General features: G+C 73.5%; 20 protein-coding genes and 1 tRNA gene. 9 read left to right on the top strand and 12 right to left on the bottom strand.

Annotated features, from left to right (window positions below; all coding sequences use genetic code 11):
* Positions 1–55: 55 nt before the first annotated feature.
* Entirely contained in the window at positions 56–1,855 is a 1,800-nt protein-coding gene (locus tag ACWC97_RS02920) for an AMP-dependent synthetase/ligase (protein ID WP_352281087.1), read from the bottom strand.
* A 287-nt stretch (positions 1,856–2,142) separates the two neighbouring features.
* The gene (locus ACWC97_RS02915; protein ID WP_450647043.1) at positions 2,143–3,045 is read right to left on the bottom strand and encodes a LysR family transcriptional regulator; all 903 of its coding nucleotides are present in this window, start codon (positions 3,043–3,045) and stop codon (positions 2,143–2,145) included.
* A gap of 196 nt (positions 3,046–3,241) precedes the next feature.
* Here ACWC97_RS02915 and ACWC97_RS02910 point away from each other — a divergent pair, with 196 nt between their 5' ends.
* A complete protein-coding gene (locus tag ACWC97_RS02910; RefSeq protein WP_450647041.1) occupies positions 3,242–4,267 on the top strand; it encodes a bile acid:sodium symporter family protein in 1,026 nt (341 codons plus the stop codon).
* Between the two features lie 17 nt (positions 4,268–4,284).
* On the opposite strand, the gene fdhD is transcribed toward ACWC97_RS02910, so the two are convergent.
* Positions 4,285–5,133 (bottom strand): formate dehydrogenase accessory sulfurtransferase FdhD, encoded by an 849-nt coding sequence (gene fdhD / locus ACWC97_RS02905; RefSeq protein ID WP_352281093.1) that lies wholly within the window; start codon positions 5,131–5,133, stop codon positions 4,285–4,287.
* 293 nt (positions 5,134–5,426) lie between these two features.
* Here fdhD and ACWC97_RS02900 point away from each other — a divergent pair, with 293 nt between their 5' ends.
* From ACWC97_RS02900 to ACWC97_RS02890, 3 genes are all read left to right on the top strand, one after another.
* Complete coding sequence (locus ACWC97_RS02900; RefSeq protein WP_352281095.1) at positions 5,427–6,377, top strand: beta-ketoacyl-ACP synthase III; 951 nt, start codon at positions 5,427–5,429, stop codon at positions 6,375–6,377.
* Positions 6,378–6,444: 67 nt separating this feature from the next.
* A complete protein-coding gene (locus ACWC97_RS02895) occupies positions 6,445–7,806 on the top strand; it encodes a VWA domain-containing protein (protein ID WP_450647039.1) in 1,362 nt (453 codons plus the stop codon).
* 188 nt (positions 7,807–7,994) lie between these two features.
* Positions 7,995–8,082, top strand: a tRNA-Leu gene (locus ACWC97_RS02890).
* Positions 8,083–8,230: 148 nt separating this feature from the next.
* Here the strand turns inward: ACWC97_RS02890 and ACWC97_RS02885 are convergent.
* On the bottom strand, positions 8,231–8,467 hold the full coding sequence (locus ACWC97_RS02885; protein WP_450647037.1) for a tectonin domain-containing protein: 237 nt from the start codon (positions 8,465–8,467) through the stop codon (positions 8,231–8,233).
* A 455-nt stretch (positions 8,468–8,922) separates the two neighbouring features.
* On the opposite strand from ACWC97_RS02885, the gene ACWC97_RS02880 reads away from it, so the two are divergent.
* Positions 8,923–9,867: an ATP-grasp domain-containing protein gene (locus tag ACWC97_RS02880; protein ID WP_450647035.1), complete on the top strand. Its 945-nt coding sequence runs from the start codon at positions 8,923–8,925 to the stop codon at positions 9,865–9,867.
* A complete protein-coding gene (locus ACWC97_RS02875; protein ID WP_450647033.1) occupies positions 9,864–10,670 on the top strand; it encodes an ATP-grasp domain-containing protein in 807 nt (268 codons plus the stop codon). The genes ACWC97_RS02880 and ACWC97_RS02875 overlap by 4 nt, the downstream gene beginning before the upstream one ends.
* A gap of 81 nt (positions 10,671–10,751) precedes the next feature.
* On the opposite strand, the gene ACWC97_RS02870 is transcribed toward ACWC97_RS02875, so the two are convergent.
* From ACWC97_RS02870 to sph, 6 genes are all read right to left on the bottom strand, one after another.
* On the bottom strand, positions 10,752–11,243 hold the full coding sequence (locus ACWC97_RS02870) for a hypothetical protein (RefSeq protein WP_352274796.1): 492 nt from the start codon (positions 11,241–11,243) through the stop codon (positions 10,752–10,754).
* 206 nt (positions 11,244–11,449) lie between these two features.
* Positions 11,450–12,100: a class F sortase gene (locus ACWC97_RS02865; protein ID WP_352274795.1), complete on the bottom strand. Its 651-nt coding sequence runs from the start codon at positions 12,098–12,100 to the stop codon at positions 11,450–11,452.
* A 107-nt stretch (positions 12,101–12,207) separates the two neighbouring features.
* Positions 12,208–12,654 (bottom strand): hypothetical protein, encoded by a 447-nt coding sequence (locus ACWC97_RS02860; RefSeq protein ID WP_352274794.1) that lies wholly within the window; start codon positions 12,652–12,654, stop codon positions 12,208–12,210.
* A 101-nt stretch (positions 12,655–12,755) separates the two neighbouring features.
* Positions 12,756–14,735, bottom strand: a complete 1,980-nt coding sequence (locus tag ACWC97_RS02855; protein WP_450647030.1) for a sensor histidine kinase — start codon at positions 14,733–14,735, stop codon at positions 12,756–12,758.
* Complete coding sequence (locus tag ACWC97_RS02850) at positions 14,725–15,456, bottom strand: response regulator transcription factor (protein ID WP_352274792.1); 732 nt, start codon at positions 15,454–15,456, stop codon at positions 14,725–14,727. The genes ACWC97_RS02855 and ACWC97_RS02850 overlap by 11 nt, the downstream gene beginning before the upstream one ends.
* A 51-nt stretch (positions 15,457–15,507) precedes the next feature.
* Positions 15,508–16,488 (bottom strand): sphingomyelin phosphodiesterase, encoded by a 981-nt coding sequence (gene sph, locus ACWC97_RS02845; RefSeq protein WP_450647027.1) that lies wholly within the window; start codon positions 16,486–16,488, stop codon positions 15,508–15,510.
* Positions 16,489–16,827: 339 nt separating this feature from the next.
* Here sph and ACWC97_RS02840 point away from each other — a divergent pair, with 339 nt between their 5' ends.
* Positions 16,828–18,945, top strand: coding sequence for a tetratricopeptide repeat protein (locus ACWC97_RS02840; RefSeq protein ID WP_450647025.1), 2,118 nt, complete (start codon positions 16,828–16,830; stop codon positions 18,943–18,945).
* A gap of 22 nt (positions 18,946–18,967) precedes the next feature.
* On the opposite strand, the gene ACWC97_RS02835 is transcribed toward ACWC97_RS02840, so the two are convergent.
* A complete protein-coding gene (locus ACWC97_RS02835; RefSeq protein ID WP_450647023.1) occupies positions 18,968–20,755 on the bottom strand; it encodes a hypothetical protein in 1,788 nt (595 codons plus the stop codon).
* Between the two features lie 126 nt (positions 20,756–20,881).
* Positions 20,882–21,694 (bottom strand): SAM-dependent methyltransferase, encoded by an 813-nt coding sequence (locus ACWC97_RS02830; protein ID WP_352274788.1) that lies wholly within the window; start codon positions 21,692–21,694, stop codon positions 20,882–20,884.
* 285 nt (positions 21,695–21,979) lie between these two features.
* Here ACWC97_RS02830 and ACWC97_RS02825 point away from each other — a divergent pair, with 285 nt between their 5' ends.
* Together ACWC97_RS02825 and ACWC97_RS02820 are read left to right on the top strand one after the other, a co-directional pair.
* On the top strand, positions 21,980–23,293 hold the full coding sequence (locus ACWC97_RS02825) for a cytochrome P450 (protein WP_450647020.1): 1,314 nt from the start codon (positions 21,980–21,982) through the stop codon (positions 23,291–23,293).
* Positions 23,290–24,561 carry a cytochrome P450 family protein gene (locus tag ACWC97_RS02820; protein WP_450647019.1) on the top strand — a complete coding sequence of 424 codons (1,272 nt, stop codon included), beginning with the start codon at positions 23,290–23,292 and terminating at the stop codon, positions 24,559–24,561. The genes ACWC97_RS02825 and ACWC97_RS02820 overlap by 4 nt, the downstream gene beginning before the upstream one ends.
* Positions 24,562–24,567: the final 6 nt, after the last annotated feature.

Here is a 24,567-nt window from a genome sequence, read left to right as displayed (position 1 = left end):
CGGGCCCGGAACGGGCCGTGTCGTACCGCTGTACCGCCGGGGCGCCCGGGTCGCCTCAGCGGTACAGCGCGGCGACCTCCGCCGCGTAAGCCGTCTCGATCGCCCGGCGCTTCAGCTTCAGCGACGGGGTGAGCAGGCCGTGCTCCTCGCTGAAGGGGTGGGCCAGGATCCGGAAGGTACGGATCGACTCGGCCTTCGAGACGGCCGTGTTGGCCGCCACCACCGCCCGCCGGATCTCCGTCTCCAGCTCCCGGTCGCGCACCAGCTCCTCCGGCTTCAGCGGCGCCCGCCCCTGCATCGCCAGCCAGTGGTCCACCGCCTCCTGGTCCACCGTGACCAGCGCCGCGATGTACGGCCGGTCGTTGCCGACCACCAGGCACTGGGCGACCAGCGGATGCGCCCGCACCCGCTCCTCCAGCGCGGCCGGTGCCACGCTCTTGCCGCCCGACGTCACCAGGATCTCCTTCTTCCGCCCGGTGATCGTCAGATAGCCGTCGGCGTCGAGCGCGCCCAGGTCCCCGGTGGCCAGCCAGCCCTCGCGCAGCACCGTCCGGGTGGCCTCGGGGGCGCCGAGGTAGCCCGAGAACACATGGTCGCCGTGGACCCACACCTCGCCGTCCTCCGCGATGTGCACGGTCGTCCCCGGGATCGGCAGCCCGACCGTGCCGTACCGGGTGCGCTCCGGCGGATTGGCCGTGGCCGCGGCGGTCGTCTCCGTCAGGCCGTAGCCCTCGTACACCGTGACGCCCGCGCCCGCGAAGAACAGTCCGAGGCGCCGCTCCATCCCGGAACCGCCGGACATGGCGTGCCTGATCCGGCCGCCCATCGCGTCACGGACCTTCTTGTAGACGACCTTGTCGAAGAACTGGTGCTGCATCCGCAGCCCGGCGGACGGCCCCGGCCCCGTTCCGAACGCCCGGGCCTCCATCGCCTCGGCGTACTTCACCGCGATGTCCACGGCCTTGTCGAACGGCCCGAGCCGCCCCTCCGCCTCCGCCGTACGCCGGGCGGCGTCGAAGACCTTCTCGAAGATGTACGGCACCGCCAGGACGAACGTCGGCCGGAACGACACCAGGTCCGGCATCAGCGCCTTCGCCGACAACTGCGGCTGGTGGCCCAGCTTCACCCGCCCCCGGATCGCCGCGACCTCGACCATCCGGCCGAAGACATGGGCCAGCGGCAGGAAGAGCAGGGTGGCCGCCTCGTCGCCCGGGGTGGAACGGAAGACCGACTTCCACCGGGCCACCATGGTGTCCGTCTCGAACATGAGGTTGGCGTGCGTGAGTACACAGCCCTTGGGGCGCCCGGTGGTCCCCGAGGTGTAGATGACCGTGGCCACGGAGTCCGGGGTCACCGCGCGCCGGTGCCGGTGCACCACCGAGTCCTCGACGTCGGCCCCCGCCCCGGTCAGTTCGGCCACCGCTCCGGCGTCCAGCTGCCACAGGCGCTTCAGCCCGGGGAGCCGGTCGATCACCGAGGCGACGGTCATCGCGTGGTCCTCGTGCTCGACCACGACGGCCGAGGCCCCGGAGTCGTGCAGCATCCACAGCACCTGCTCGGCCGAGGACGTCGGATAGACCGGCACGGACTGGGCGCCGATCGTCCACAGCGCGAGGTCGAAGAGCGTCCACTCGTAACACGTGCGCGCCATCAGGGCGATCCGGTCACCGAACCTGGTGCCCTGCGCGATCAGCCCCTTGGCCAGGGCCAGCACCTCGTCACGGAAGGCCGCGGCGGTGACATCCCGCCAGTTCCCGTGCGCGTCCTTGCGGCAGAGCGCGACCCGGCCCGGATCCTCCTCGGCATGGTCGAACACGGTGTCGGCCAGGCCGCCCACGAGGGGCGCGGCCGCCATCGGGGGGACAGTGAACTCGCGCAATGACCTGCTCCTTGTGGCGCTCCGCACGGCGCCGTGACGCTACCCCAACCGGCGGCGCGGCGGGAGGGCCCCGTACCGGCGGACAAGGTGGCATATGCACTGCCCGGCCGCCGAAATCCGGCCAGATGGGCAGGGCGCGGGCGCGGCTGAGGCCGCCACGTAAGCGACGGGAGGGGGAATCTCCACCGAATCTGTACGCCTCGGCCATTCCCATTCCGGGGTGGAATCCGCCCGCTCACCCCATAAGCGGAGGATGGGCGGGGTCAGGCGATGTCCGTACCGTCGGCCGGGCCGAGCGTGCCCGCGCCCCGGACCAGCCGGTCGGCACCGGCCAGGATCGCCGCCGCCAGCGCGTCCGCGGCCTCCTGCGCCGCGCCCCGGCGGCGGTCGTGCGACAGCACGAAGTCCACCCCGCCCAGCTCCGGCAGCCCCGCCCGGGACGGGAGGGGCACCAGGCCGGGCGGGACCAGCCCCCGGCTGTGCGCCATCACGCCCAGACCGGCGCGGGCCGCCGCGATCAGCCCGCTCAGGCTCGTGCTCGTACACGCCACCCGCCAGGACCGGCCGTGCTCCTCCAGCACCTCCAGGGCGCGGGCCCGGGTGATCCCGGGCGGCGGGAAGAGCACCAGCGGAACCGGCCGGTCCGGGTCGATCCGCAGCTGCGGCGCGCCGATCCAGACCAGCGTGTCCCGCCAGACCAGCTCGCCGTGCGAGTCGCCGACGCGCCGCTTGGCCAGCACCAGATCGAGCCGGCCGGCCGCGAGCCGCTGGTGCAGCGTCCCGGAGAGCTCCACCGACAGCTCCAGCTCGACCTCCGGATGGTCACGGCGGAACGCCTCCAGGATCTCCGGCAGCCGGGTCAGCACGAAGTCCTCGGAGACCCCGAACCTCAGCCGCCCGCGCAGCCGTGTCCCGGCGAAGAAGGCCGCCGCCCGCTCATGGGTCGCGAGGATCGTCCGGGCGAAACCGAGCATCGCCTCGCCGTCCACGGTGAGATCGACCCGGTGCGTGTCCCGGGCGAACAGCTGCCGCCCGGTCGCCTCCTCCAGCCGACGCACATGCTGGCTCACCGTGGACTGCCGCAGCCCGAGCCGCCGGGCGGCCTGGGTGAAGCTCAGCGTCTGGGCCACGGCGAGGAACGTGCGCAGCTGCGCGGGGTCGTACACGGCGACAGGCTATCGCGATACGTGATGACAGTGAGAGCGGTGTACGGGATTCCCGATCGCACCGTTCCGGAGCAGCATGGGGCGGGCCCGGCCGCCCCGTCACGGACCGATGGCGGCCGGACGAACCGGCCGCACCCGGCAGAGACCGACGGCGGCCGGGCGAACCCGACCGCGACCGGAAGAACATGTGGAAGTGATGACCCGCCGCATCCCGAAGCCGCCGTCCTGGCTGCCGCTCGACCCGTACCTCCTGGCGCTGATCGGCACCGTGGTGCTCGCGGCGGTACTGCCCGCGTCGGGCACCGGGGCACGGGTGGCGGGCGACGCCTCGACCGGGGCGGTCGCCTTCCTCTTCTTCCTGTACGGGGCCCGCCTCTCCACCGCCGAGGCGATGGACGGGCTGCGGCACTGGCGCCTCCACCTCACCGTGCTGGTCTGCACCTTCGTGGTGTTCCCACTGCTCGGGCTGGCGGCCCGGGGGCTGGTCCCGTACGCCCTGACCCCCGATCTCCACCAGGGCCTCCTCTTCCTCTGCCTCGTCCCGTCCACCATCCAGTCCTCGATCGCCTTCACCTCGATCGCCCGGGGCAACGTGCCCGCCTCGATCTGCGCGGGCTCCTTCTCCTCCCTCGCCGGGATCTTCCTCACCCCGCTCCTCGCGGCCGCCCTGCTCGGCGGCGACGGCGGCGGCTTCTCGGCGGACGCGCTGCTGCGGATCGGGGTCCAGCTGCTGCTGCCGTTCGCCGCCGGGCAGGTGCTGCGCCGCTGGATCGGCGGCTTCGTCGCCCGCCACAAGAAGGTCCTCGGATACGTCGACCGGGGATCGATCCTGCTCGTCGTCTACACGGCGTTCAGCGAGGGCGTGGTCGCGGGCATCTGGCACCGGATCACCCCGGCCCGGCTCGGGGTGCTGCTCGTCGTCGAGGCGCTGCTGCTCGCCGCGATGCTCGCACTGACCTGGTACGGGGCCAAGCGGCTCGGCTTCGGCCGGGCGGACCGGATCGCCATCCAGTTCGCCGGATCGAAGAAGAGCCTGGCCTCGGGGCTGCCGATGGCGAGCGTGCTGTTCGGGGCGCAGGCGTCGCTGGCCGTGCTGCCGCTGATGCTCTTCCACCAGATGCAGCTGATGGTGTGCGCGGTGATCGCCCGGCGCCGCGCGGGGGACGCGCCCGAGGAGGCCGAGGAGGCCGTGCGGGGGCCGGAGGCCGCCGCGGTGGGCTGAGCGCGTGGCCGCAGCCCTCAGGACCCGTCGGTGGCGGGGTCCAGATCGATGCGGTGCTCGCCCGCGTACACGTTCATGGAGGCGCCCCGGAGGAAGCCGACCAGGGTCAGTCCGGTCTCGGCCGCCAGCTCCACGGCGAGCGAGGAGGGCGCCGAGACCGCCGCCAGCATCGGGATCCCGGCCATCACCGCCTTCTGGGCCAGCTCGAACGAGGCGCGCCCCGACACCAGCAGGATCGCCCGGGACAGCGGCAGCCGGTGGTCGGTCAGCGCCCGGCCGACCAGTTTGTCCACCGCGTTGTGCCGCCCCACGTCCTCCCGGACGTCCAGCAGCTCGCCCGTCTCTGAGAAGAGCGCCGCGGCGTGCAGCCCGCCGGTCCGGTCGAAGACCCGCTGCGCGGCGCGCAGCCGGTCGGGGAGGGCGGAGAGCAGGGCCGGCGCGACCCGCAGCGGCGGTGTGTCGGAGACCGGGTGCCGGGTCCTCGTGCGCACCGCGTCGAGGCTGGCCTTCCCGCAGAGCCCGCAGGACGACGTGGTGTACACATGGCGTTCGAGCGTGATGTCGGGGACCGGGACGCCGGGGGCGAGCCGCACGTCCACCACGTTGTACGTGTTGACGCCGTCGTCGGTCGCCCCGGCGCAGTAGACGATCGACCGGACCTCGGAGCCGTCCCCGACGACGCCCTCGCTCACCAGGAACCCGGCGGCCAGCGCGAAGTCGTCGCCCGGTGTGCGCATCGTGATCGCCAGCGGTCTGCCGTTCAGCCGGATCTCCAGGGGCTCCTCGGCGACGAGCGTGTCCGGGCGGGTGGATACGGCACCGTCGCGGATGCGGATGGTGCGGTGGCGCGTGGTGGCCCGTCCCATAGCGGTGAACCGATCCCTGTCTCTGTGCGTGTCCGACGCTGTTCCCGTGCGTGCCGGAGCTGTTCCCGTGACCTGCCCGGGTGTTGGCTCGTGTCTCCCCGGGCGCGGCCCTGGAATGCCCATTGTCCTGTACCCGGCGAGAACTGCCGTACCAGGGACGATGTCAGGCACATGCTGTTGTCAAGTCTCCAACGCCCCGCCGTGATTCCTGTGGGAACCCTTGACCCCGTACTGGACGGTAGCGACCAAGACTGGATGGTTCCTGCCCTATATGTAGCGAGGGGACTTCGTACATGACCGGCTCACGTGTCGTGGCGCTCGGCCACTACCAGCCCGCCCGGGTACTCACCAACGACGAACTGGCCACGATGGTCGACACCAGCGACGAGTGGATCACCAGCCGGGTCGGGATCCGGACCCGGCACATCGGGGGCCCGGACGAGCCGGTGGACGAGATGGCCGCGTACGCGGGCGGGAAGGCGCTGGCCGCGGCCGGGGTGGCGCCGGGCGAGATCGATCTGGTGCTGGTCGCCACCTCGACCGCGATGGACCGCTCGCCGAGCATGTCGGCCCGGGTCGCCGCCCGGCTGGGGATGGGCTCGCCCGCGGTGATGGACATCAACGTGGTCTGCTCCGGCTTCACCCACGCCCTCGCCACCGCCGACCACGCCGTCCGGGCCGGGGCGGCGACCCGCGCCCTGGTCATCGGCGCCGACAAGATGGCGGACATCGCCGACTGGACCGACCGCTCCACCTGCGTCCTGCTCGGCGACGGCGCCGGCGCGGCGGTGGTCGTCGCGGAGCCGGACGGGGACGGCCCGCCCGGCATCGGCCCGGTGCTGTGGGGCTCGGTGCCGGAGATGGGCCGGGCCGTCCGGATCGAGGGCACCCCGCCGCGCTTCGCGCAGGAGGGGCAGTCCGTCTACCGCTGGGCCACCACCCAGCTGCCGCCCATCGCCCGCAGGGTGTGCGAGAAGGCCGGGGTGACCCCCGAGGAGCTGGGCGCCGTCGTGCTCCACCAGGCCAACCTCCGGATCATCGAGCCCGTCGCCCGGAAGATCGGCGCGGTCAACGCCGTCGTCGCCAAGGACGTGGTGGACTCCGGCAACACCTCCGCCGCCTCGATCCCGATGGCGCTGTCGAAGCTGGTGGAACGCGGCGAGGTGGCGAGCGGCGCCCCGGCCCTGCTCTTCGGCTTCGGCGGGAACCTCTCGTACGGGGGCCAGGTCATCCGCTGCCCCTGACCCCGGACAGGGGCGCGTCCGGGGAGGCGGGCACCGTCCGCCGAGGGTTCAGGGCAGACTGACCGGTATGACGACATTGAGCAAGGGCGCCAACATACCGGTCACGGCCACCGCTACCCGGGCCGTGCTCGAATGGTCGGCCGGGGGCGGAGTGCCGGACGTGGACGCCTCCGCCCTGCTCCTGGGCGGGGACGGCCGGGTGCGGTCCGACGGCGACTTCGTCTTCTACAACCAGCCCCGGCACGCCTCGGGCGCCGTGCGCCACGCCGGCAAGCGGCCCGGCGCGGACACGCTCGACGCCGACCTGTCCGCGCTGGAGCCGGAGATCGACCGCGTCGTGCTCTGCGCCTCCGCCGACGGCGGCACGTTCGGCCAGGTGCCGGGGCTCCGTCTTCGGCTGCTGGACGCGGCGTCCGGGGCGGAGCTGGCCCGGTTCGAGATCGCCGCCGCCACCGAGACGGCGCTGGTCGGCGGCGAGCTCTACCGCCGCGACGGCGGTTGGAAGTTCCGCGCGGTCGGTCAGGGGTACGCGAGCGGACTGGCCGGACTGGCGACCGACTTCGGGATCAGCGTCGACGACGCACCCCCGCCGGCCGCCGCCCCGGCCCCCGTACCGCCGGTCCGCGCCCAGGTCCCCCCGCCCCCGGCGCACGCCCCCGCGGCGCCGGTGCCGGGGGAGGAGCGGCTGCCCGTGGAGATGCGGGAGCGCCTGTCGCTGCGCAAGGAGCAGGTCCGGGTCAGCCTGAGCAAGCACGGCCTGCCGCAGGTGAGCGCCCGGGTCGTCCTCGTCCTCGACGCCTCCGGCTCGATGAGCGCGCTCTACCGGCGGGGCACGGTCGCCGGTGTCGTCGAACGGATGGTGGCCGTCGCGGCCCAGCTCGACGACGACGGCCGGATGCAGGCGTGGACCTTCGCCAGCAACTCCGCCCGGCTCCCCGATCTCGCCATCGGGGAACTACCCGACTGGATCCGGCTGCACGTACGCGTGGGGCAGCTCTACGGCTTCGGCCGCAGGAAGCCGCCCAAGGGCCACCTGCCCGGCCAGATCGACATGCGTACGGTCGGAATCCAGAACGAGGAACAGAAGGTCATCGCCGAGGTGCGGGACTTCGTGCGCGCCCACCCGCTGCCCGAACCGACCCTGGTGCTGTTCTTCTCGGACGGCGGGGTGCACCGCAACCGCGAGATCGAGCAGGAGCTGCGGGCGGCCGCCGACGAACCGGTCTTCTGGCAGTTCGTCGGGCTGGGCCAGTCCGACTACGGGGTGCTGGAACGGTTCGACACCATGCCGGGCCGCCGGGTCGACAACGTCGGCTTCTTCGCGGTCGACGACATCGAGAGGATCGCCGACCAGGAGCTCTACGACCGGGTCCTGTCCGAGTTCCCGTCCTGGCTGCGAGCCGCCCGGCAGGCCGGGATCCTGCACTGACCGGACGACCCGGGGCACCGTCCGTAGTGACATGAACGCGTACGGTGCCGCCGGGGCAGGCGGCGGTGCGGGACCGGGCCACCCGTACCGGCCGCACCGCACTGACCACCGGAAACGTGGGTGAGAGCCACCCCGAACCCCTGGTATTGTTTTCCATGTCGCCGCGGGAAACCGGGGCCGACCACCTAGTCCGGGTGGCGGAATGGCAGACGCGCTAGCTTGAGGTGCTAGTGCCCTTTATCGGGCGTGGGGGTTCAAGTCCCCCCTCGGACACCACCAGCAGAAACCCCAGTTCATCTGGGGTTTTCTGTTTTTCCGGCTGGTCGGCCGATGCTCGAAGAGGTCGGCGTGCTGACCGGATGCCGGGCCCGGTCACGCCACGATGGCGTAACCGGGCCCGGTACGGGGTGTGGGCGGACACGGCTCAGCTGGGCTGGTCCCCGGTGTAGCGGTAGATGTTTCCGGCGGAGTTGACGCCCCAGACGGTGCCGTCCGCGGCTGCGCCGATGTCGGTCAGGGCGCCGGGGATCTGTACCCAGGGGTTGGCGTCGTTGTTGGTGTAGCGGTAGATGTTTCCGCCCGCGTTGACGCCCCACACGTTGGTCCTGGATCCGGCCGAGATCCGGACGAGCACACCGCTGATCTGCTTCCAGTCGGCCATTTCACCGGCCCCTTTCCCTCTGGGATTGCTGCATACGGACGCTCCCGCGACGGAACGATTCAGCATGCGAGCGCCTTCGCGGCACGGCTCTTCGTTTGTCCGGAGAGCTGCGTTTGTCGGACGGAGCGGCCTCCGGGTCGGACCTGTCGGGCCCGGAGGTTCGCCATGGACGACCTGAACGCGGTTCCCGACTGTGGGTTACGCGTGGGTACCGCGTTGACTCCCACGCGTACCGCCCGGGCGGAGGGCCCCGAGAAGAGATCCGCCGGGCCACACCGGCCGTACGCCCCGGCCGCGCACCCGGGCCGACGACCGGGCAACGTACCGTCAGGATGGTCTGGTCGTCATGGTGTTGGCTTGAGCGTGACGTAGCGTTGACCTTTTGACGGTGCTCGCAGGGCACCGTGGAGCATCGTTGTGCCCTCACCGCCGTGGGGGCTTCGAGGGGTGTTGGGATGAAGCTCTGCTTCCTCGTCGAGGAGCTGTATCGGTGTGACGGCATGCCGCTCGACGTGGTCCGGCGGCTGGTGTCGTGGGGCCACCAGGTGGACGTGGTGCGGCCGGGCGGCTCGTTGCTGCGGGTCTCGGAGGAGGTCAGGGCGGGGATCCACGACGCCTGGGTGCTCAAGACGGTGTCCGGCGGGCCGGGGCTCGCCCTGCTGGAGGCCGCCGCGGCCGTGGGCCTGACCACGGTGAACGACGCGCGGTCGATACGCGCGGTCCGGGACAAGGTCCTCACCTCGATCATCGCGTCCCAGCACGGGCTGCCGGTTCCGCCGACCTATTCGGCGCCGCGGGCCTCGATGTTCGCGGACGTCCCCGAGGAGCTGTTCCCGCTGGTGGTCAAGCCCGCCGACGGCAGCTCCGGGCGCGGGGTGCGGCTGGTGGCGGACCCGGCGGGGCTGGCGGACGCGGAGCAGCCGGGCGAGGGCCAGTTGATCGCGCAGCCCTACGTGCCCAACCCGGGCACGGACCTGAAGGTCTACTGCCTCGCGGGCGAGTTCCACGCGACGCTGCGGCGTTCCCCGATCCACCCGGACGGACCGGCCGACGCGGGTCCGGTCCCGCTCTCCTCCGAAGTGGCCGCCGTGGCGGCCGAGGTGGGCGCGGTCTTCGGCCTCGATCTGTACGGCATCGACGTGGTGCTCGGCCCGGACGGTCCGGTGGTCGTCGACATCAACGACTTCCCGAGCTTCCGCCAGGTGCCCGACGCGGTGTCCCGGGTGGCCGGTGCGGTGCTCGACCTGGCCAGGGCCGGCGGCGGTGCCGGGCGCGGGGTACGGGTCCCGGCGGCGCCGCCGGCCCGGCCGCGGCTCTCCCTGGGACTGCCCCACCCCCGGCCGGTTCCGGGGGCCGGGGCGGGCCTGCCGGTGGGCGCGCCGGGGGGCGTCCAGATATGAGGGTGTGCCTGCTGACCGACAAACCGGGCCACCCGCTGCTCGCCGCGACGGCGGCCCTGCTGACCGGGGCGGGGCACCGGGTGACCTTCCTCGACCCGGACGGCGGGCCGGGTGACCCGTGGGAACGGATCGCCGCGGACGGCCCCGCCGAGGTCTTCCTCCTCAAGGCGCACACCCCCGCGGCCCTGGCCCTGGCCCGCCGCCTCGAAGCGCACGGCGCCCGGGTGGTGAACTCCGCCGCCGCGACCGAGCTGTGCCAGGACCGGCACCGGATCGCCGGGACGGCCGAGGCCGGGGCCCTGCCGATGCCTCCCATCCGTACCCTGCCGACGCTGTCCGAGGCGCTCCCGGGAGCGGAGCGGCAGCACTATCCGGTCATGGTCAAGAGCCGGCACAGCCGTCGCGCCGACCTGGTGGCCCGCGTCGACGGCCCGGACGCGCTGCGGGAACTCGCCGCCGCCTGGCCCGACGAGCCGGTCGTCCTGCAGGAATTCGTCCCTAACAGCGGCTGGGACCACAAACTGTGGGTGATCTCCGGAGAGGTGTTCAGCGCGGTGCGGCCCACGCCGGTGGGCGGCCCGCCCCGGGATGCGCACCCCACGCCGCTGGTCCGCGACCTGCCGTCCGGCTGGGTCGCGACGGCGCTGCGCGCGGGCGAGGTCTTCGGCCTGGACGTCTACGGGGTCGACCTGCTGGACCGGGAGGGCGAGCCCGTCGTCGTCGACGTCAACGCCTTCCCGGGCGTCCGGGGCCCGGAGGGGGCACCCGGGGCCCTGGCTGCCCTGGCGCTGCGGCGGCCCTGAAGCCCGGCCCGGCGGCCGGGCGCCTCCTCCCGCAGGAACGCGGCGGGGAGGCGCCCGGCCGGTGGGGCGGGGGTGCGGCGATCAGTGGAAGTTCAGCGAGGCGGAGCCGGGGTCGGCGGTGATCGATCCCGGGCAGAGGAAGCTGCCGGAGCTCTTCGACGCGGTGAACGCCTGGTTCTTGTAGGTGCGGGTGGAACCGTCTCGGGACCAGCCGACGTTCGTCGCCCGGTAGCTGCACGAGATGATGCTCTGCTTCACCGTGATGTCGATGAGGTCGGACGTCGCGGTGCCCGCCGTGTCGTTGAAGGTGACCGTCGGGTTGTTGTTGAGGGTGGCGCTCGCGCCGCCGCCGCAGCTCACGCCGCTGTTGACGGTGGTGCGGTCGATGGTGAGCGTGGTGGGCGCGGCGGCGCTGGCGGTGGCGTTGGCCCAGGTGCAGGTGGAGCCCGCGGCCGTGATGCTGCCGTCCACCTGCGAGGCCTGGGGGCCCAGGGCGCTCGCCGCGGTGGCGGCGCCGGCGATGACCGCGACGGTCAGGGCGGTGACGCAGGAGATTTTCGGTGTGAGTCTCATGTCACTCCTCGTGCCGCGTCCGTATGGGTGTGGGGGACGAGCGGCGCCTCGTCCGCGTGCGCGGCGGGGGTACGGACGGGCGTGCCAGGGACGGTCCCAGAAACGCCGTCAAATGTCAGGTGCGCGTCAAGAATTGGCTGGATGGTGTCCTCCGGGGCCGAGGACGGCGCCGGGGCCGGGAGCGGGTGGCCCCGGCCCCGGCGTTCTCAGCTCCGGTCCGCGTACACGATGAGGTTGTCGACCGGGTGGCCCTGGGCGTCGAAGGCGCCGTCGCAGGTGATCAGGCGCAGGGTGCTGGTGCGGGTGGCGCCGTAGACCTTCTGGGCCGGGAACGCCTTCTTGGCCACCGACTCGGTGGCGGTGACCGTGAAGCGGAGCTCCGCGCCGTGCTCGTCGCGGACGGTGATGTCCGCCCCCTTGGCGATCTTCCGCAGGTCGTGGAAGACGGCCTTGCCGTAGCGGGTGTCGTTGTGCCCGATGATGACGGCCGCGCCGGGTGCGCCGGGTGTGGCGCCCCCGGTGTACCAGCCCGCCGTCATGCCCTTCTCGGCGGGCGGGACCTCGACGGTGCCGTCCCGGTTGAGGCCGAGGCGCATCAGCTCGCTGTCGATCCCGAGCGACGGGATGCGGACGCGGACGGGGGCGGCCGCCGGGGAACGGGAGCCCGTCCGCGTGCCGCTCTCCGCCGCGCCGGTCCGCTGCCCGGTGCCGGGGGCGGACGTCCCCGTACCGTCGCGGGGCGGTGCGGTGGACGGGGCGTCCGGAGCGGCGGAGCAGCCGGCCAGGAGCAGGGCGGCGAGCAGCGGCGGCGCGATCCACCGGAGCGGGGACGGGACACGGGGGCGGGTACGGGGCATGGGCGCTCCAGGGCGGGACGAGGCTGGACGGGGCGGACGGGCTGGACGGCGAAGCGACGGTGGCGCCGCCCGGGAACGGGCGGCGCCACACACGGGTTCCGGGCCGGTCAGCCGTTCTGGCGGGCCGCCGAGCGGCGGCGCAGCACGACGGTGCCCGCCCCGGCGAGCAGCAGCGCCCCGGCGGCCGACCCGGCGAGCGCCGGAGTGCTGTCGCCGGAGGTCCCGGCCGGGCGCTCACCGGCGTCGACGCCGCCGCGCGGAGCGGCGCCCTCCCGGACCGTGGGCTCGGCGGCGGCGTCCCTGGCCGGGACCGGGCTCGGGCTCTCGCCCGCGGCGACCCCGCCACGGGGCATCGCCGACGGGGTCGCGGACTGCCCGGCCGCCGCTTCGGCCGCCGCCGCCCGGGCCCGTTCCTTCGACGGGACGGCGGACGGCTCCACCGACGGGGTGGCGGGCTTGGGCGTGCTGTCGGCGAAGGCCGCGGCGGAGGGGGCGAGCACCGCGCCCGCCGCGACGGCGGCGAGGACGGCGGTGCGCAGGAGACGGTGGGGCATGGGGTGACTCCATTCCAGGTCGGCCTCGTTGCTGCCCGGTACGCGTTCGGCGCCGGGCGCGAGGCATGCCGACAGGCTGGCGTGGAGTTGTGAGGAAGCTGTCAGATCCTTGTGGTCATCGCATCAGGCCCGGTCGAGGGCGGTCGCGGTATATGGGCGCCGGTGTCGGCGGGCAGCCGGAGCGTGAACACCGAGCCCTCCCCCTCGACGCTGGTCACGTCCACCGAACCGCCGTGCCCCTCCACGAGTTTCCGTACGATCGCCAGCCCCAGCCCACTGCCCCCGGTGCGGCGGCTGCGCGACTTCTCGGCCCGCCAGAAGCGGTCGAAGACGTACGGCAGATGCTCGGCCGGGATGCCGCTGCCGGTGTCCGCGACCTCGATCACCACGTTTGGGGCGTCCCCGTCCGCCCCGTCCACATGGGCGCGGACGGTGACCCGCCCGCCGGGCGAGGTGTGGCGCACCGCGTTGGAGACCAGGTTGCCGATCGCCTGACGCAGCCGGACCGGATCGGCCCACAGCATGCCGGGGGAGCCGGCCCCGGCGGTGAGCGCGACCCCCGCCGTCTCGGCCCGCCCCTGGTGCGCCGAGACGACCCGCGCCACCACGTCCTCGACCCGCACCGGCTCGGGATGCAGCCGCAGCGCGCCGGCGTCCGCCGCGGCGAGGTCCTGGAGGTCGTCGATGATGTGCTGCAACTGCACGGCCTCCGTGTGCAGCGAGGCGATGAACGCCGGGTCCGGCTCCGCCAGACCGTCCTGCGCGGCCTCCAGCCAGCCCCGGATGTTGCTCAGCGGTGTCCGCAGCTCATGGGCGACATCGCTGACCATGTCCTTGCGCTGCGCCTCCAGCCGCGCCCGGTGGCCGGCCATGTCGTTGAACGCGGCGGCGAGCCGCCCGATCTCGTTGTCGTCGCTGACCAGCACCGGTTCGGAGTCCTCCCCGTCCCGCATCCGCTGCGCCGCACCGGTCAGGGCGTGCAGCGGCCGCACCAGCCGTGAGCCGGCGAGCACGGTGGCCCCGACCGTGAGCGCCAGGACGAGCGCCGCAGCGCCCGCGATCTTCGCGGTGTTCGCGGGGGAGAGGTCGAAACCCGGAACGGTCGTGCCGTTCTCCGCGCCGATGAACAGCAGCGCGGGCGAGGCGACGTAGGAGCTGAGCTGCTCCCGCCGCGCCGTGTCCACGCAGGAGGCGGTGGCCCGGTCGTCGTCACCGGTCCGCACCGTCGGTACGGGGGAGGGGACCGCGCGGGTGGCCGCGCCCGCGGCCTCCCGGGGCCGGGCGCCGTCGTCCCAGGAAAGGTCCGGGTTGAGATGGATGACGGAGCGGTCCTGGCGCTTCAGACAGGCGTTGGCGAGGGCGTCGAGCGCGTCCAGCGCCTTCCGTTCGGTCGCGGTCGGGGTGTCCAGCGCCTCGGAACCGCACCGGTCGTCCCCCGCCCGGTCCGGACCGCCGCCGACCCGCTGCACCCGGGGGCGTCCGCTGGGGCCGCGGACCACGTCCGCCGCGACCCCGGTCCGGTTCAGACAGGCCGCGTACCGTTCGGCGGTGCGCAGCAGGGCCGTACGCTCGGCGGCGGGCAGGCGGAACGGGCCGACCGCCCTCGGGTCGACCCGCTCGGCGGTCCCGGCTGCGGCGCCACCGGTTTCCCCCGCCGTGCCGCCCGTCCCCTCGACGGTCCGGGACAGTGCGGTGTCCACCGACAGCGGATCGACGATCGCCGAGACCTGGGGCGGCAGCGCGGACGGCGAGGACGGGGCGGCGGAGTCGGCGAGCGGTACCCGCCGCTGGGTGGTGAGCGCGATCCGCCGCCCGGACTGCCGCGCCAGCTCGCGGACCGTGCCGCCGACCCCGTCCCAGGTGGGATGGGTCGCCGCGTACCCGAGCAGGGTGTTGTAGATGCGGGCGTCCGCCGTCAGGTTCTGGCCCTGCTCCTGTTTGATGGCGCCGGAGGTGGTCTGTACGGCTATCCACGCGGTCGCCGCCACCGAACACGCGGCCACCAGCGCGGACACCGTCAGCAGCCGGCCGAACAGGCTCCGGCGCAACGGCAGTCGGGCCCGCCGCCGCTCACGACGCACGGGGGGTGCTCCCGGCCGGGTCCGTCAGCTTGTAGCCGACGCCGAAGACCGTCAGCAGCCGGACCGGGCGGCGCGGCGCGGGCTCGATCTTCTTGCGCAGGTTCATGATGTGCACGTCGACCGTGCGGAAGCTGACGTACCGGTCGAAGCCGTGCAACTCCTCCAGGAGCCGCTGCCGGGTGAAGACCCGGTCGGGTTCGGCCGCCAGGGCGGCCAGGATCCGGAACTCGCCCGGTGTGCAGTCCACGGCCCGGTCCCCGACCCGGACCTCGTGCCGGTCCGGGTCGACGAGCAGCTCCCCGACCCGCAGCGCGGAATCCGCGCCGGGGACGGGAGCGCCGCCGGTCCCGCCCCGGCGGGTGCGCCGCAGCAGGGTCCGCACCCGGGCCATCAGCTCGCGGGGGCTGTACGGCTTCGTGAGGTAGTCGTCCGCGCCGAGGTCCAGCCCCAGCAGCAGGTCGTCCTCGGTGGACCGGGCCGTCAGCATCAGCACCGGCAGCTCGCGCCGCTCGGCCCGCAGCACCCGGACCACGTCGAGACCGTCGGCCCGCGGCATCATCACGTCGAGCACCAGCAGATCGGGCTCGCGGTGCCGGACCCCGGCGAGGGCCGCGAGCCCGTCACCGACGACCGTGACCGCGTGGCCTTCGTGTTCGAGATAGCGGCGGACGAGCTCGGCCTGCTTCTCGTCGTCCTCGGCGACCATGACATGTGCGCACATCCGTACGATCGTAGAGGGCCGCCCCGTCATCGGCCGCCGGGGCCCGGGGGGTCACCGCGCCGAGGCGACCAGCGGGTAGTGGTCGGAGAGGTTGGTGTACGTGTAGCTCTTGCCCCAGCTGCTCACGGTCCAGGGCGCGCTCTCCTCCTTGACCACGTCGTTGGTCCACCCGGCCGGACGCACGTGCCCGGCGCGGTGCAGCACGTGGTCGAGGTCCTCGCGCGGGTCGTCCGGGTAGCGGTCGGCGGCGATCGAGTTGTCCCGGGTGTCGAAGGAGTACGGGTGCCCGGTCCGGGCGTCGGGGGCGACCAGACCGGCGTCGGCGAGCATCGACGGGTACTCGGCGGAGCGGGAGTCGACGTTGAAGTCGCCCGCCACGAGGACCTGTTCGGAGGCCGGTATGTTCTTGGCGTCGAGGAAGGCGTCGATCTGCCGGAACTGGAGGGCGCGTTTGGCGGCCGCCTCGCCCGCCCCGCAGCCGGAATCGGTCGACTGGGTGTGCGTCCCGACGACGTGGACCCGTGCGCCGTTCACGTCCAGCTCGGTGTAGACGAATCCCTTGTTCGACCAACTGTCGCTGCCGCAGGCGTCCTTGTAGATGAACTGCTCCTTGCGCACGATCGGCCACTTGCTCAGCACCGTCACCCCGCCGTCCTCCGGGGTGAGCGCCGAGTACGCCCCGCCGGTCGCGTCCCAGCCGCTCCTGCTCCGGCCCACCACCGGCGTCTGGTACGGGTACCGGTCCGAGGCGGCGCGCAGCAGCGCGTCCGAGGCGGAGTTGTCGAACGCCTCCTGGAGCACGACGACGTCATTGCCCTGGAAGAACGGCGTCTTCGGGATCTCCGCCGTCCGGTGGTCCTGGCCCCAGTTCGGATAGAGGTTCTTGCTCATCAGGAACGTGTTGTACGTGAGGACGCGCAGCGACGGGGTGTCCGCCGCCGCGGCCTGCGGAGCGTTGACGGCCAGGGTCGCCGCGGCGAGCGCGCCGGCCAGAACGGTGCCGGAGAGACGGCGGATCACGGGGTTCGGCACGGTTTCTCCTGATGGGGAAGAGGGCGGGTGGTGGCGCCGACCATCAAAGCAAAGGGAGTTACCCGTGGGTAGACATCGGGTGCCGCCGGTCTGGCCGCTGCCGGAACGGACGGACACCGGGGCGCCCGGCGAACGCCCCGGGACGGTCGCTCGCAGCCAATCCGGAACGGCGGCCGGTGAGTTGCGTTCCGTGGCCGGTCCGCCGAGGCACCGCCGACGGCACCGGCGGGAAGCCGGGGGAGTCCGGCCCTGCGGACGCTAACGTGTGACCCGCACGGTGACAGCGACGGCGCCGGGGAGGGCGACCGAGCCAAACACCGGGAACGAGGAGTGCGCGACATGCTGGACCCCACGTCGGTGGCGGCGATCTCGGCTGTGCTCGGTGCGGTCGGCTCGGGAATGGCCGGCGAGGCCGGGAAGTGGGCCTGGGAGACCACCGGTGGCGCCGTGCTCAGAATCATCGGCCGTGAGGTATCCGCACCGGCGAACCCGGAGGAGCGGGACGCCCTGGCCCGCCTGCTCCACGAACAGATCCGCGCCGACCCGCGACGCGCCGTCCACTGGAACGCATTGGCCGCCCGGGTGCGCCGCGCGCCCTCCCCGACCGGCGCCGTCCGCTCCGACCTGCCCACCTCCATCAGGTTCTTCACGGACCGCAAGGACGCTCTGCGCGACCTCCAGCGGGAGGCGTCCCGGCGCCCGGACGGACGGCCCCGCATCGCCCTGGTGCACGGCCCGGACGGCATGGGGTCCAGCGCCCTCGCCGTGCACTTCGGCGCGCAGCCGAACCGCCTCTTCCCGGACGGCACCCTCTACGCCGACCTCGGCGCCCGGGGCGGCGGCCGCGACGTCGGCAGCGCGCTGCGCGCCCTCCTGCGCCAACTCCGCGTCCCGGACGAGGAGATGCCGACCGGAGTCGACGACCTCGCCGAGGCCTTCCGCCACCGGGTGGCGGACCTCGGGCTCCTGGTCGTGCTCGACCACGCGTACTCCGCCGCGCAGGTGCGGCCCTTCCTCACCCCGGCGCCCGGGGTCTTCACGATCCTGGTCGCCCGTACGCCCTTCCCCTCCGTCGACGCCGTACGGGTGCCCGTCGGCCCGCTCCCGGACCGGGACGCCGAGCGCCTGCTCACCGCCCTCACCGACAAGTCCACCGTCGCAGCCGCCCGCGCCACGCTGCCCTCGCTCCTCCAGCGGTGCGGCGGCTCCCCGTACGCCCTGCGCGCCGCCGCCCACCAGCTCACCGCCTCCGCGCTCCCGCCCCGGCCCGCCACGACGGGCGGCGACGCGGTGCGGGCCGCCGCCGAGGACAACTACCGGCTCCTGACACCGGACGCCGCACGGGTGTACCGGCTGATGGCCCTGCGTCCCTGGCCCGCCTTCGACGCCGCCGCGGCCGCCCGGACCACCGGTCTGGACGCGGGGAGGACGGCGGACCTCCTGGAGGAGCTGGCCGACCGGATGCTCCTGGAGTACGCCACCGGCCACGGCCGCTACCACTACCGCCCGGGGGTCCGTGTCCACGCCGAGGCGACCGCCATCGAGGAGGACGGCATCGCGGTCTGCTCGGCGGCGCTCGCCAAGGCCCTGAGCGGCTACGCCGACCTCGCGGCGTCCGCCGCCCACCAGGCGCTCCCGAAGAGCTGGCGCGTCCCCGCCCCGACCGGGCCCGCCACCGGGCCGCGCCATGAGAACGAGGGCGTCGCCCTCGGCGTACTCCTCGCGGAGCTCGGCAACCTGACGGAGGCGGTGCGCTGCGCCGAGGAGTCCGGCGACCCGGACACCGCCGTGCGCCTGTGCCGAGCGCTGTGGCCGCTCCAGCTCAAGGCAGGTCACCACGAGAGGCTGCTGCCGACACTCCGCACGGGCGCGCGGCTCGCCGACGAGCGGGACCCCGACAGCCCGGACGCCGGCGCGCTCCACGCCCAACTCGCCCACACACTGACCGAGCTGAAGCGCTGGCGCGAGGCGGAGACGGCGGCCCGGGCGGCGGCGAGGGCCGAGGAAGCGGCCGGCCACAAGCGGGGCCACGCCTCGGCCGTCGAGTTCCTGGGGCTGCTGCGCCTGCGCGAGTGGCGCGGCCGCGAGGCGTACGACTACTTCGAGGAGGCGGGCGCCGTTCTGGACACGATCGGTGAGGGGGACCCCGGCGTCGCCGACCTGCCCCGGGCCCGGACGCTGCTGGAACGGCACCGGGGGCGGGCGCTGCGCGTCTCCGGGGAGACGGCCGCCGCCCGGGAGAAGCTGGAGGCCGCGTTGCGGGACTTCCGGGCGAGCGGCGACACGTACAACACGGCCCGGACGCTCACGGATCTCGCCGAGACCCGGCTGGACGAGTCGGACACCGGGGCAGCACTGCCGCTGATCGACGCCGCGATCACCGAGCTGGACGGACAGAACGCCACGTACCAGCTCGCCTACCTCCGGCATCTGCGGGAGAGCTGCGCCGGGAGCTGAGGCCGCGCTCCGGGCGCCCGGCTCAGCGGCCGGAGCGCCCGGACCCGCCGGGCACCACCCGTACGCGATGGGCGCGGTCACCGGTCCGCACGACGAGGCCCTCGGACACCACCCGGGCGAGCCGCCGCTCCGCCGCCGGGCCGTGGCCGCCGCCCGCCAGCCAGGCGTGCAGGGCGGAGGCGTACGCGGCGGGGTCCGCTCCGGGTTCGTCCGCCGCCAGGGACAGGGGCTCACCGCCGCGCACCCGTACCACGCACGTGGCCGGACCCGTCACATAGGCCGCCAGGGAGCACCCCGGAAAGCGGCGGAGCGCCTCGGCGGTCCACCGCTCCGGGGAGCCGAAGCGGGGATCGTCGGGGGCGCCGTGCCGGAAGACGACGTCCGCCAGCTCCAGCAGGCCCACGTCCCGGGTGTCCTCGTGGACGGCGATGTGCAGTTCCGCGTCGTCCCGGGGGCCTGCCGCCGAACGGTCGCCCGCCCACCGCCGGACCGCCACCTCGCCCGGCCCGAGCACCCGCGACCGGACCCGCAGCGGCACCGTCGCCGTCCCGGGCTCCAGGGCGGGCAGCGGGAGCGGCTCCAGGGAGGCGGGCCGGGCGGGTTCGGCCGCCGCCATCATCGAGTAGAAGAGCCGCCGGAGCCGGGCGGCGGACTCGCCGGGCACGGAGGTGGTGAACTCGGCGGGCCCGAGCAGGGGGCGGTGCCGGTCCACGACGTCCTCGATCTGCGTGGCGAGCGGGGCGGCCGGGTCGAGCCGGGGCGCCTCGCGCATGAATGCCGAGATCGGCGCGTCCGGATCGAGGTCGTCCAGCGGCGTGGCGCCCAGCAGGACGGGGATGCCGAGGGCGGCGGCGTAGTAGGTGACCGAGCCGTGGTCCCCGATCACCGCGTCGGCGGCCAGCAGGGCCTGCCGCCAGCCGTGCAGCGGATCGACAAGGGTCAGCCCGGCGCGCCGTGCGCGGTCCAGCCAGGAGCGGATCTGCCCCGGGCCGTGTCCGTGCCAGATGTTGGGGTGCAGCACGGCCGCGAACCGGTACTCGTCCACGGGGAACTCGTCGGCGACCCGGCCCAGCAGGGCGGCGACCAGATCATCGCCGTCGCCGAGGAGGGAGGCGGCGCCCCAGGTCGAGCTGAGCAGGACGAGCCGCTGCCCCGGCCGGACACCGAACGCGCGGCGGAAGCGCTCGCGGTACGGGCGGGCGGCGAGCATCCGGTCGTAGCAGGGGTCACCGGCGAGAACCGCGGTCGGCGCGGCCTCGGGACAGGCGGCGCGCAGCCGGTCGAGTTGTTCGGGGTGGGAGAGCACGAGCGCGTCCGCGAGGGGCGCGCCCCGGTCCGAGAGCAGCCACGACGGCGCGAGCCCGAAAACCGGCGCGGGCGCCGACCCCGACCCCTGTCCGGTGTCCGGTGTCCGGTGTCCGGTGTCCGGTGTTGCCAGCCTTTTAGTGTAGCCAATGCCGTGCGAGAGGATGGCCAACCGCCCCGAGAACGCCTCCAGTCGGCCGCCGAAGCTGGCGGAGATCACCAGGTCCGCGTCGGTTTCGAGGGCCTGCTCCCACGGCAGCACCGGCACCCCGACATCGGCCAGCAGTTCGGCGGTGCCGGCCGTGAAGGCGGAGGAGCCCGTGCAGGTGGCCAGGAGCTGGACGCGCAGATCGTCGTCGAACAGGGGCAGTACGTCGAGCAGCCGGGTCGCGGAGGTCACGTTGTGCACGACGACGAGGACCCGCAGACACTCCTTCCGGGTCGCCCACCGTGCCGCGTCGTCCCCCACCGGCACGCGAAGCCACCCGGTCCGCCCCTGTTCCATCCGTACGCTCCTCGTCCTTCGTCCGGTCGGCCGGGCGGACCTCCGGGCATTCGTCCGGCCGTGACAGTCAATCAGCACATCCGGCGGCCGGGCCACCGCAGGGGGACGGCGGCCCGCCCGGGAGCGTCACGGCTTGCGGGCGAGGCCGCCGTGTTCGCCGACCGGGCGGGCGGCGGGGGCGGCGGGGTCCGGTCGCCAGAAGGGGACCGACACGACGCCGGGGTCCAGCAGCTCCAGGCCGTCGAAGTACGCCGTGATCCGGTCGACGGGGCGCAGGAAGTAGGGGATGGCCCCGGTCTCGTTGTAGGCGTCCTGGGCCCGCTCGTAATCGGTGTCGACGCCGCGCGAACCGTCGTTGACGGCCAGGTAGCTGCCGGAGGGCAGTGCGTCCATCAGCCGGGTGACGATGGCGCGCGCCTGGTCGTGGTCGGCGATGTGGCCGAGGATGTTGCTCAGGATGAGGGCGGTGGGGCGGGACAGGTCCAGTGTCCCGGCGGCGAGCGACAGGATGCGGTCCGGGTCGGTGAGGTCGGCGTCGACGTAGGCGGTCGTGCCCTCGGGGGTCGAGGTGAGCAGGGCGCGGGCGTGCGCGAGGACCATCGGGTCGTGGTCGGCGTAGACGATCCTCGCCTCCGGGGCGAGCCGCTGCGCCACCTCGTGCGTGTTGTCCACGGTGGGCAGGCCGGTGCCGATGTCCAGGAACTGCCGGATCCCCGCCTCCGTGACCAGATGGGTGATCACCCGGCCCAGGAAGGCCCGGCTGCTGCGGGCGACGGTGGTGATGCCCGGGAAGACGGCGCTGTACGCGTCCCCGGCCTGCTCGTCGACCGGGTAGTTGTCCTTGCCTCCCAGCCAGTAGTTCCAGATCCGGGCCGAGTGCGGCACCGATGTGTCGATCTTCTGCCGCTCGGGGCCGGACACCGCTGTGTGGTCGGTCATGGGTATCGCCCGTCTCTCGGCCGAGATGGAATCTGTTCACCGCACAACCTACGCCCGACGGAACGGCAGAGCTGAACAGGTTCAGGGTTTCGATTTCCGCCTACGGGAAGGGAGGTCCGACGGGGAGTGGGGGGGGGAGTTTTCGGGGTGCCTTCGGTCGAAGAAGTAAAAGGAATGATCAGAAACAGCATACGAAGAGTCACTGAACGTCCTTATAGTGAAGCCGCGTTGATCGGCCGACCACCGCAGACCGAGCGAAGCCCTCGTTGCAGGAGATTCCGTACGATGACGACGCCCGCATCCGCGGTGCCCGAACACCCTTCCGCCTTTCCGCCGCCCGTCACGGGTCGCTGTCCCCTGGGGGGCGACGCGTCCCGGGTGCCGCTGAGCGGGCCCGGATTCCACACCGAACCCCACAAGGTCCACCGCGCGATGCGCGCCGAGCACGGGCCCGTCGTGCCCGTGGAACTGCCCGGCGGAATCCCCGCCTGGCTGGTCATCGGCTACCGGGAACTCCACCAGGTCACCACCGACGGCGAGTTGTTCCCCCGGGACGTCGGACTGTGGAACCAGTGGGGGAACATCCCCGAGGACTGGCCGCTGCTGCCCATGGTCGGCCGCCCGATGCCGTCCATCTACTTCACCGCGGGCGCCGAGCACCGGCGCCATGCCGCCATGGTCGGTCAGGCGCTGGAGGAGGTCGAGCAATTCGAACTCCGCACGCGGTGCGAGGAGTTGGCGGACCGGCTGGTCGACGGATTCTGCCACCGGGGCACCGCCGACCTGATCGCCGACTTCGCCGTACCGCTGCCCGTGCTCGTCCTCGCCCGGCTCCTCGGGTTCCCCGACGAGGAGGGCCCGCTGATCGCCGAGGTGCTCCGGGACCTGGCCGACGGCGGCCCCGGCGCCCAGGAGGCCCATCTCCGGTTCGGCGAGCACATGGGGCGGCTGCTGGCGGCCCGCCGGGCCGCGCCCGGCACCGACGTGACCTCGCGCATGCTCGCCCACGCCGGGGAGTTCACCGACGAGGAGTACGTCCTCGACCTGATGGCCATCACGGCCGCGGGCCACCTCACCACGGCCGACTGGATCGGCAACTCGCTCAGGCTGATGCTCACCGACGACCAGTTCGCCGTCGCGCTCACCGGCGGCCGGCACAGCGTCGCCGAGGCCATGAACGAGGTGCTCTGGGAGGAGGCGCCGACCCAGATCCTCGCCGGGCGCTGGGCCGCCCGCGACACCCGGCTCGCCGACCGGAACATCCGTGCCGGGGACATGCTGCTGCTGGGCCTCGGCGCGGCCAACTCCGATCCGCACATCCGCCAGCACCTCGCCACCGCGCAGAGCCCCTCCGGCCGCAGCGGCAACAGCGCCCACCTGGCCTTCAGCCACGGCGAGTACCGCTGCCCGTTCCCCGCGCAGGAGATCGCCGAGATCATCGCCCGCACCGGCATCGAGGTGCTGCTGGACCGCCTGCCCGACCTGGAACTGGCCGTACCGGTGCCGGAACTGGTCCGGCGGCAGTCCGCCTTCCTGCGCGGGATGACCGCCCTGCCCGTGAGCTTCGCCCCCGTACGCCCGACAGGAGACCTGCCGTGACCTGCCCGCACGCCGCCGCCGCGAACGGCACCACCGGGGCCGTCCCCACCGGTGCCGTCGTCATCGACCCGCTCGTCCAGGACCTCGACGGCGAGACCGCCCGGCTGCGTGACGCGGGCCCGCTCGCCCGGATCGAACTCCTCGGCGTACCGGCCCTCGCCGTCACCCGGCACGCCCTCGCCCGCCAACTGCTCGTCGACCCGCGCCTGGTGAAGGACCTCGACGCCTGGGACCTCTGGCGGCGCGGCGAGGTCACCCACGAGTGGCCCCTGATCGGCATGATCGACGCCGGACGGTCCATGTTCACCGTGGACGGCGCCGAGCACCGGCGGCTGCGCAGCAAGACCTCCCAGGCGCTCACCCCGCGCCGGCTGGAGGAGATCCGTCCGGACATCGAGAGGTTCACCGCGGAACTCCTCGACGCCCTCGCCGAACAGGCCGCCCGGAGCGAGGACGGAGTGGTCGACCTCAAGTCGGTCTTCGCCCAGCCGCTGCCGATGCGGGTCGTCGGCATGCTGATGGGCGTCGACGAGACCGAGCACCCCATGCTGCTCAGCCGCTACAAGGCGTTCTTCTCGATGCTCACCCCGCAGGAGGAACGGCTCGCGCTCCTCGCCGAGCTGGACGTCTTCTACACCGCCCTCGTGCGCGAGCGGACCGCGCACCCCGCCGACGACCTCACCAGTGCGCTGATCCTCGCCGATGAGGGCGGCGAACCGCTCACCGAGGAGGAGGTCGTCGGCAACCTCAAGGCTATGGTGGCCGCCGGGCACGAGACCACCATCGGGCTCGTCCTCAACGCCGTACGCGCCCTGCTCACCCACCCCGACCAGCTGCGCCGGGTCCTCGACGGGGAGATCTCCTGGGAGAACGTGATCGAGGAGACGCTGCGCTGGGACACGCCCACCACCCATCTGCTGATGCGGTTCGCGACCGAGGACATCCAGATCGGCGACGTCACGATCCCCCGGGGCGAGGGGGTCGTCATCTCCTACCGGGCGATCGGCCGCGACACCGAGCAGCACGGCGCGGACGCCGACGCCTTCGACTGCGGACGCCCGGCCCCGATCCGGCACATGACCTTCGGCCACGGTCCGCACATCTGCCCCGGCGCCGCGCTCTCCAGGGTCGAGGCGCAGATCGCCCTGCCCGCGCTGTTCGCCCGCTTCCCCAAGCTGCGCGCCGCCGTCCCGGACGAGGACGTGACCAAGCTTCCGGTCATGACGCAGAACGACATGGCCGCCTTCCCCGTCCTGCTGAACGGCTGAGCCCGG

The sequence above is a fragment of the Streptomyces sp. NPDC001108 genome (genome assembly GCF_053598535.1).
This window is presented reverse-complemented; position numbering and strand designations above follow the sequence as displayed.

Coding starts and splice junctions, on each gene's coding strand:
- ACWC97_RS02920 (WP_352281087.1), bottom strand. CDS start 1,855: ATGGCGGCCGCGCCCCTCGTGGGCGGCCTGGCCGACACCGTGTTCGAC.
- ACWC97_RS02910 (WP_450647041.1), top strand. CDS start 3,242: ATGACCCGCCGCATCCCGAAGCCGCCGTCCTGGCTGCCGCTCGACCCG.
- fdhD (WP_352281093.1), bottom strand. CDS start 5,133: ATGGGACGGGCCACCACGCGCCACCGCACCATCCGCATCCGCGACGGT.
- ACWC97_RS02900 (WP_352281095.1), top strand. CDS start 5,427: ATGACCGGCTCACGTGTCGTGGCGCTCGGCCACTACCAGCCCGCCCGG.
- ACWC97_RS02895 (WP_450647039.1), top strand. CDS start 6,445: ATGACGACATTGAGCAAGGGCGCCAACATACCGGTCACGGCCACCGCT.
- ACWC97_RS02885 (WP_450647037.1), bottom strand. CDS start 8,467: ATGGCCGACTGGAAGCAGATCAGCGGTGTGCTCGTCCGGATCTCGGCC.
- ACWC97_RS02880 (WP_450647035.1), top strand. CDS start 8,923: ATGAAGCTCTGCTTCCTCGTCGAGGAGCTGTATCGGTGTGACGGCATG.
- ACWC97_RS02875 (WP_450647033.1), top strand. CDS start 9,864: ATGAGGGTGTGCCTGCTGACCGACAAACCGGGCCACCCGCTGCTCGCC.
- ACWC97_RS02870 (WP_352274796.1), bottom strand. CDS start 11,243: ATGAGACTCACACCGAAAATCTCCTGCGTCACCGCCCTGACCGTCGCG.
- ACWC97_RS02865 (WP_352274795.1), bottom strand. CDS start 12,100: ATGCCCCGTACCCGCCCCCGTGTCCCGTCCCCGCTCCGGTGGATCGCG.
- ACWC97_RS02860 (WP_352274794.1), bottom strand. CDS start 12,654: ATGCCCCACCGTCTCCTGCGCACCGCCGTCCTCGCCGCCGTCGCGGCG.
- ACWC97_RS02850 (WP_352274792.1), bottom strand. CDS start 15,456: ATGTGCGCACATGTCATGGTCGCCGAGGACGACGAGAAGCAGGCCGAG.
- ACWC97_RS02840 (WP_450647025.1), top strand. CDS start 16,828: ATGCTGGACCCCACGTCGGTGGCGGCGATCTCGGCTGTGCTCGGTGCG.
- ACWC97_RS02835 (WP_450647023.1), bottom strand. CDS start 20,755: ATGGAACAGGGGCGGACCGGGTGGCTTCGCGTGCCGGTGGGGGACGAC.
- ACWC97_RS02830 (WP_352274788.1), bottom strand. CDS start 21,694: ATGACCGACCACACAGCGGTGTCCGGCCCCGAGCGGCAGAAGATCGAC.
- ACWC97_RS02825 (WP_450647020.1), top strand. CDS start 21,980: ATGACGACGCCCGCATCCGCGGTGCCCGAACACCCTTCCGCCTTTCCG.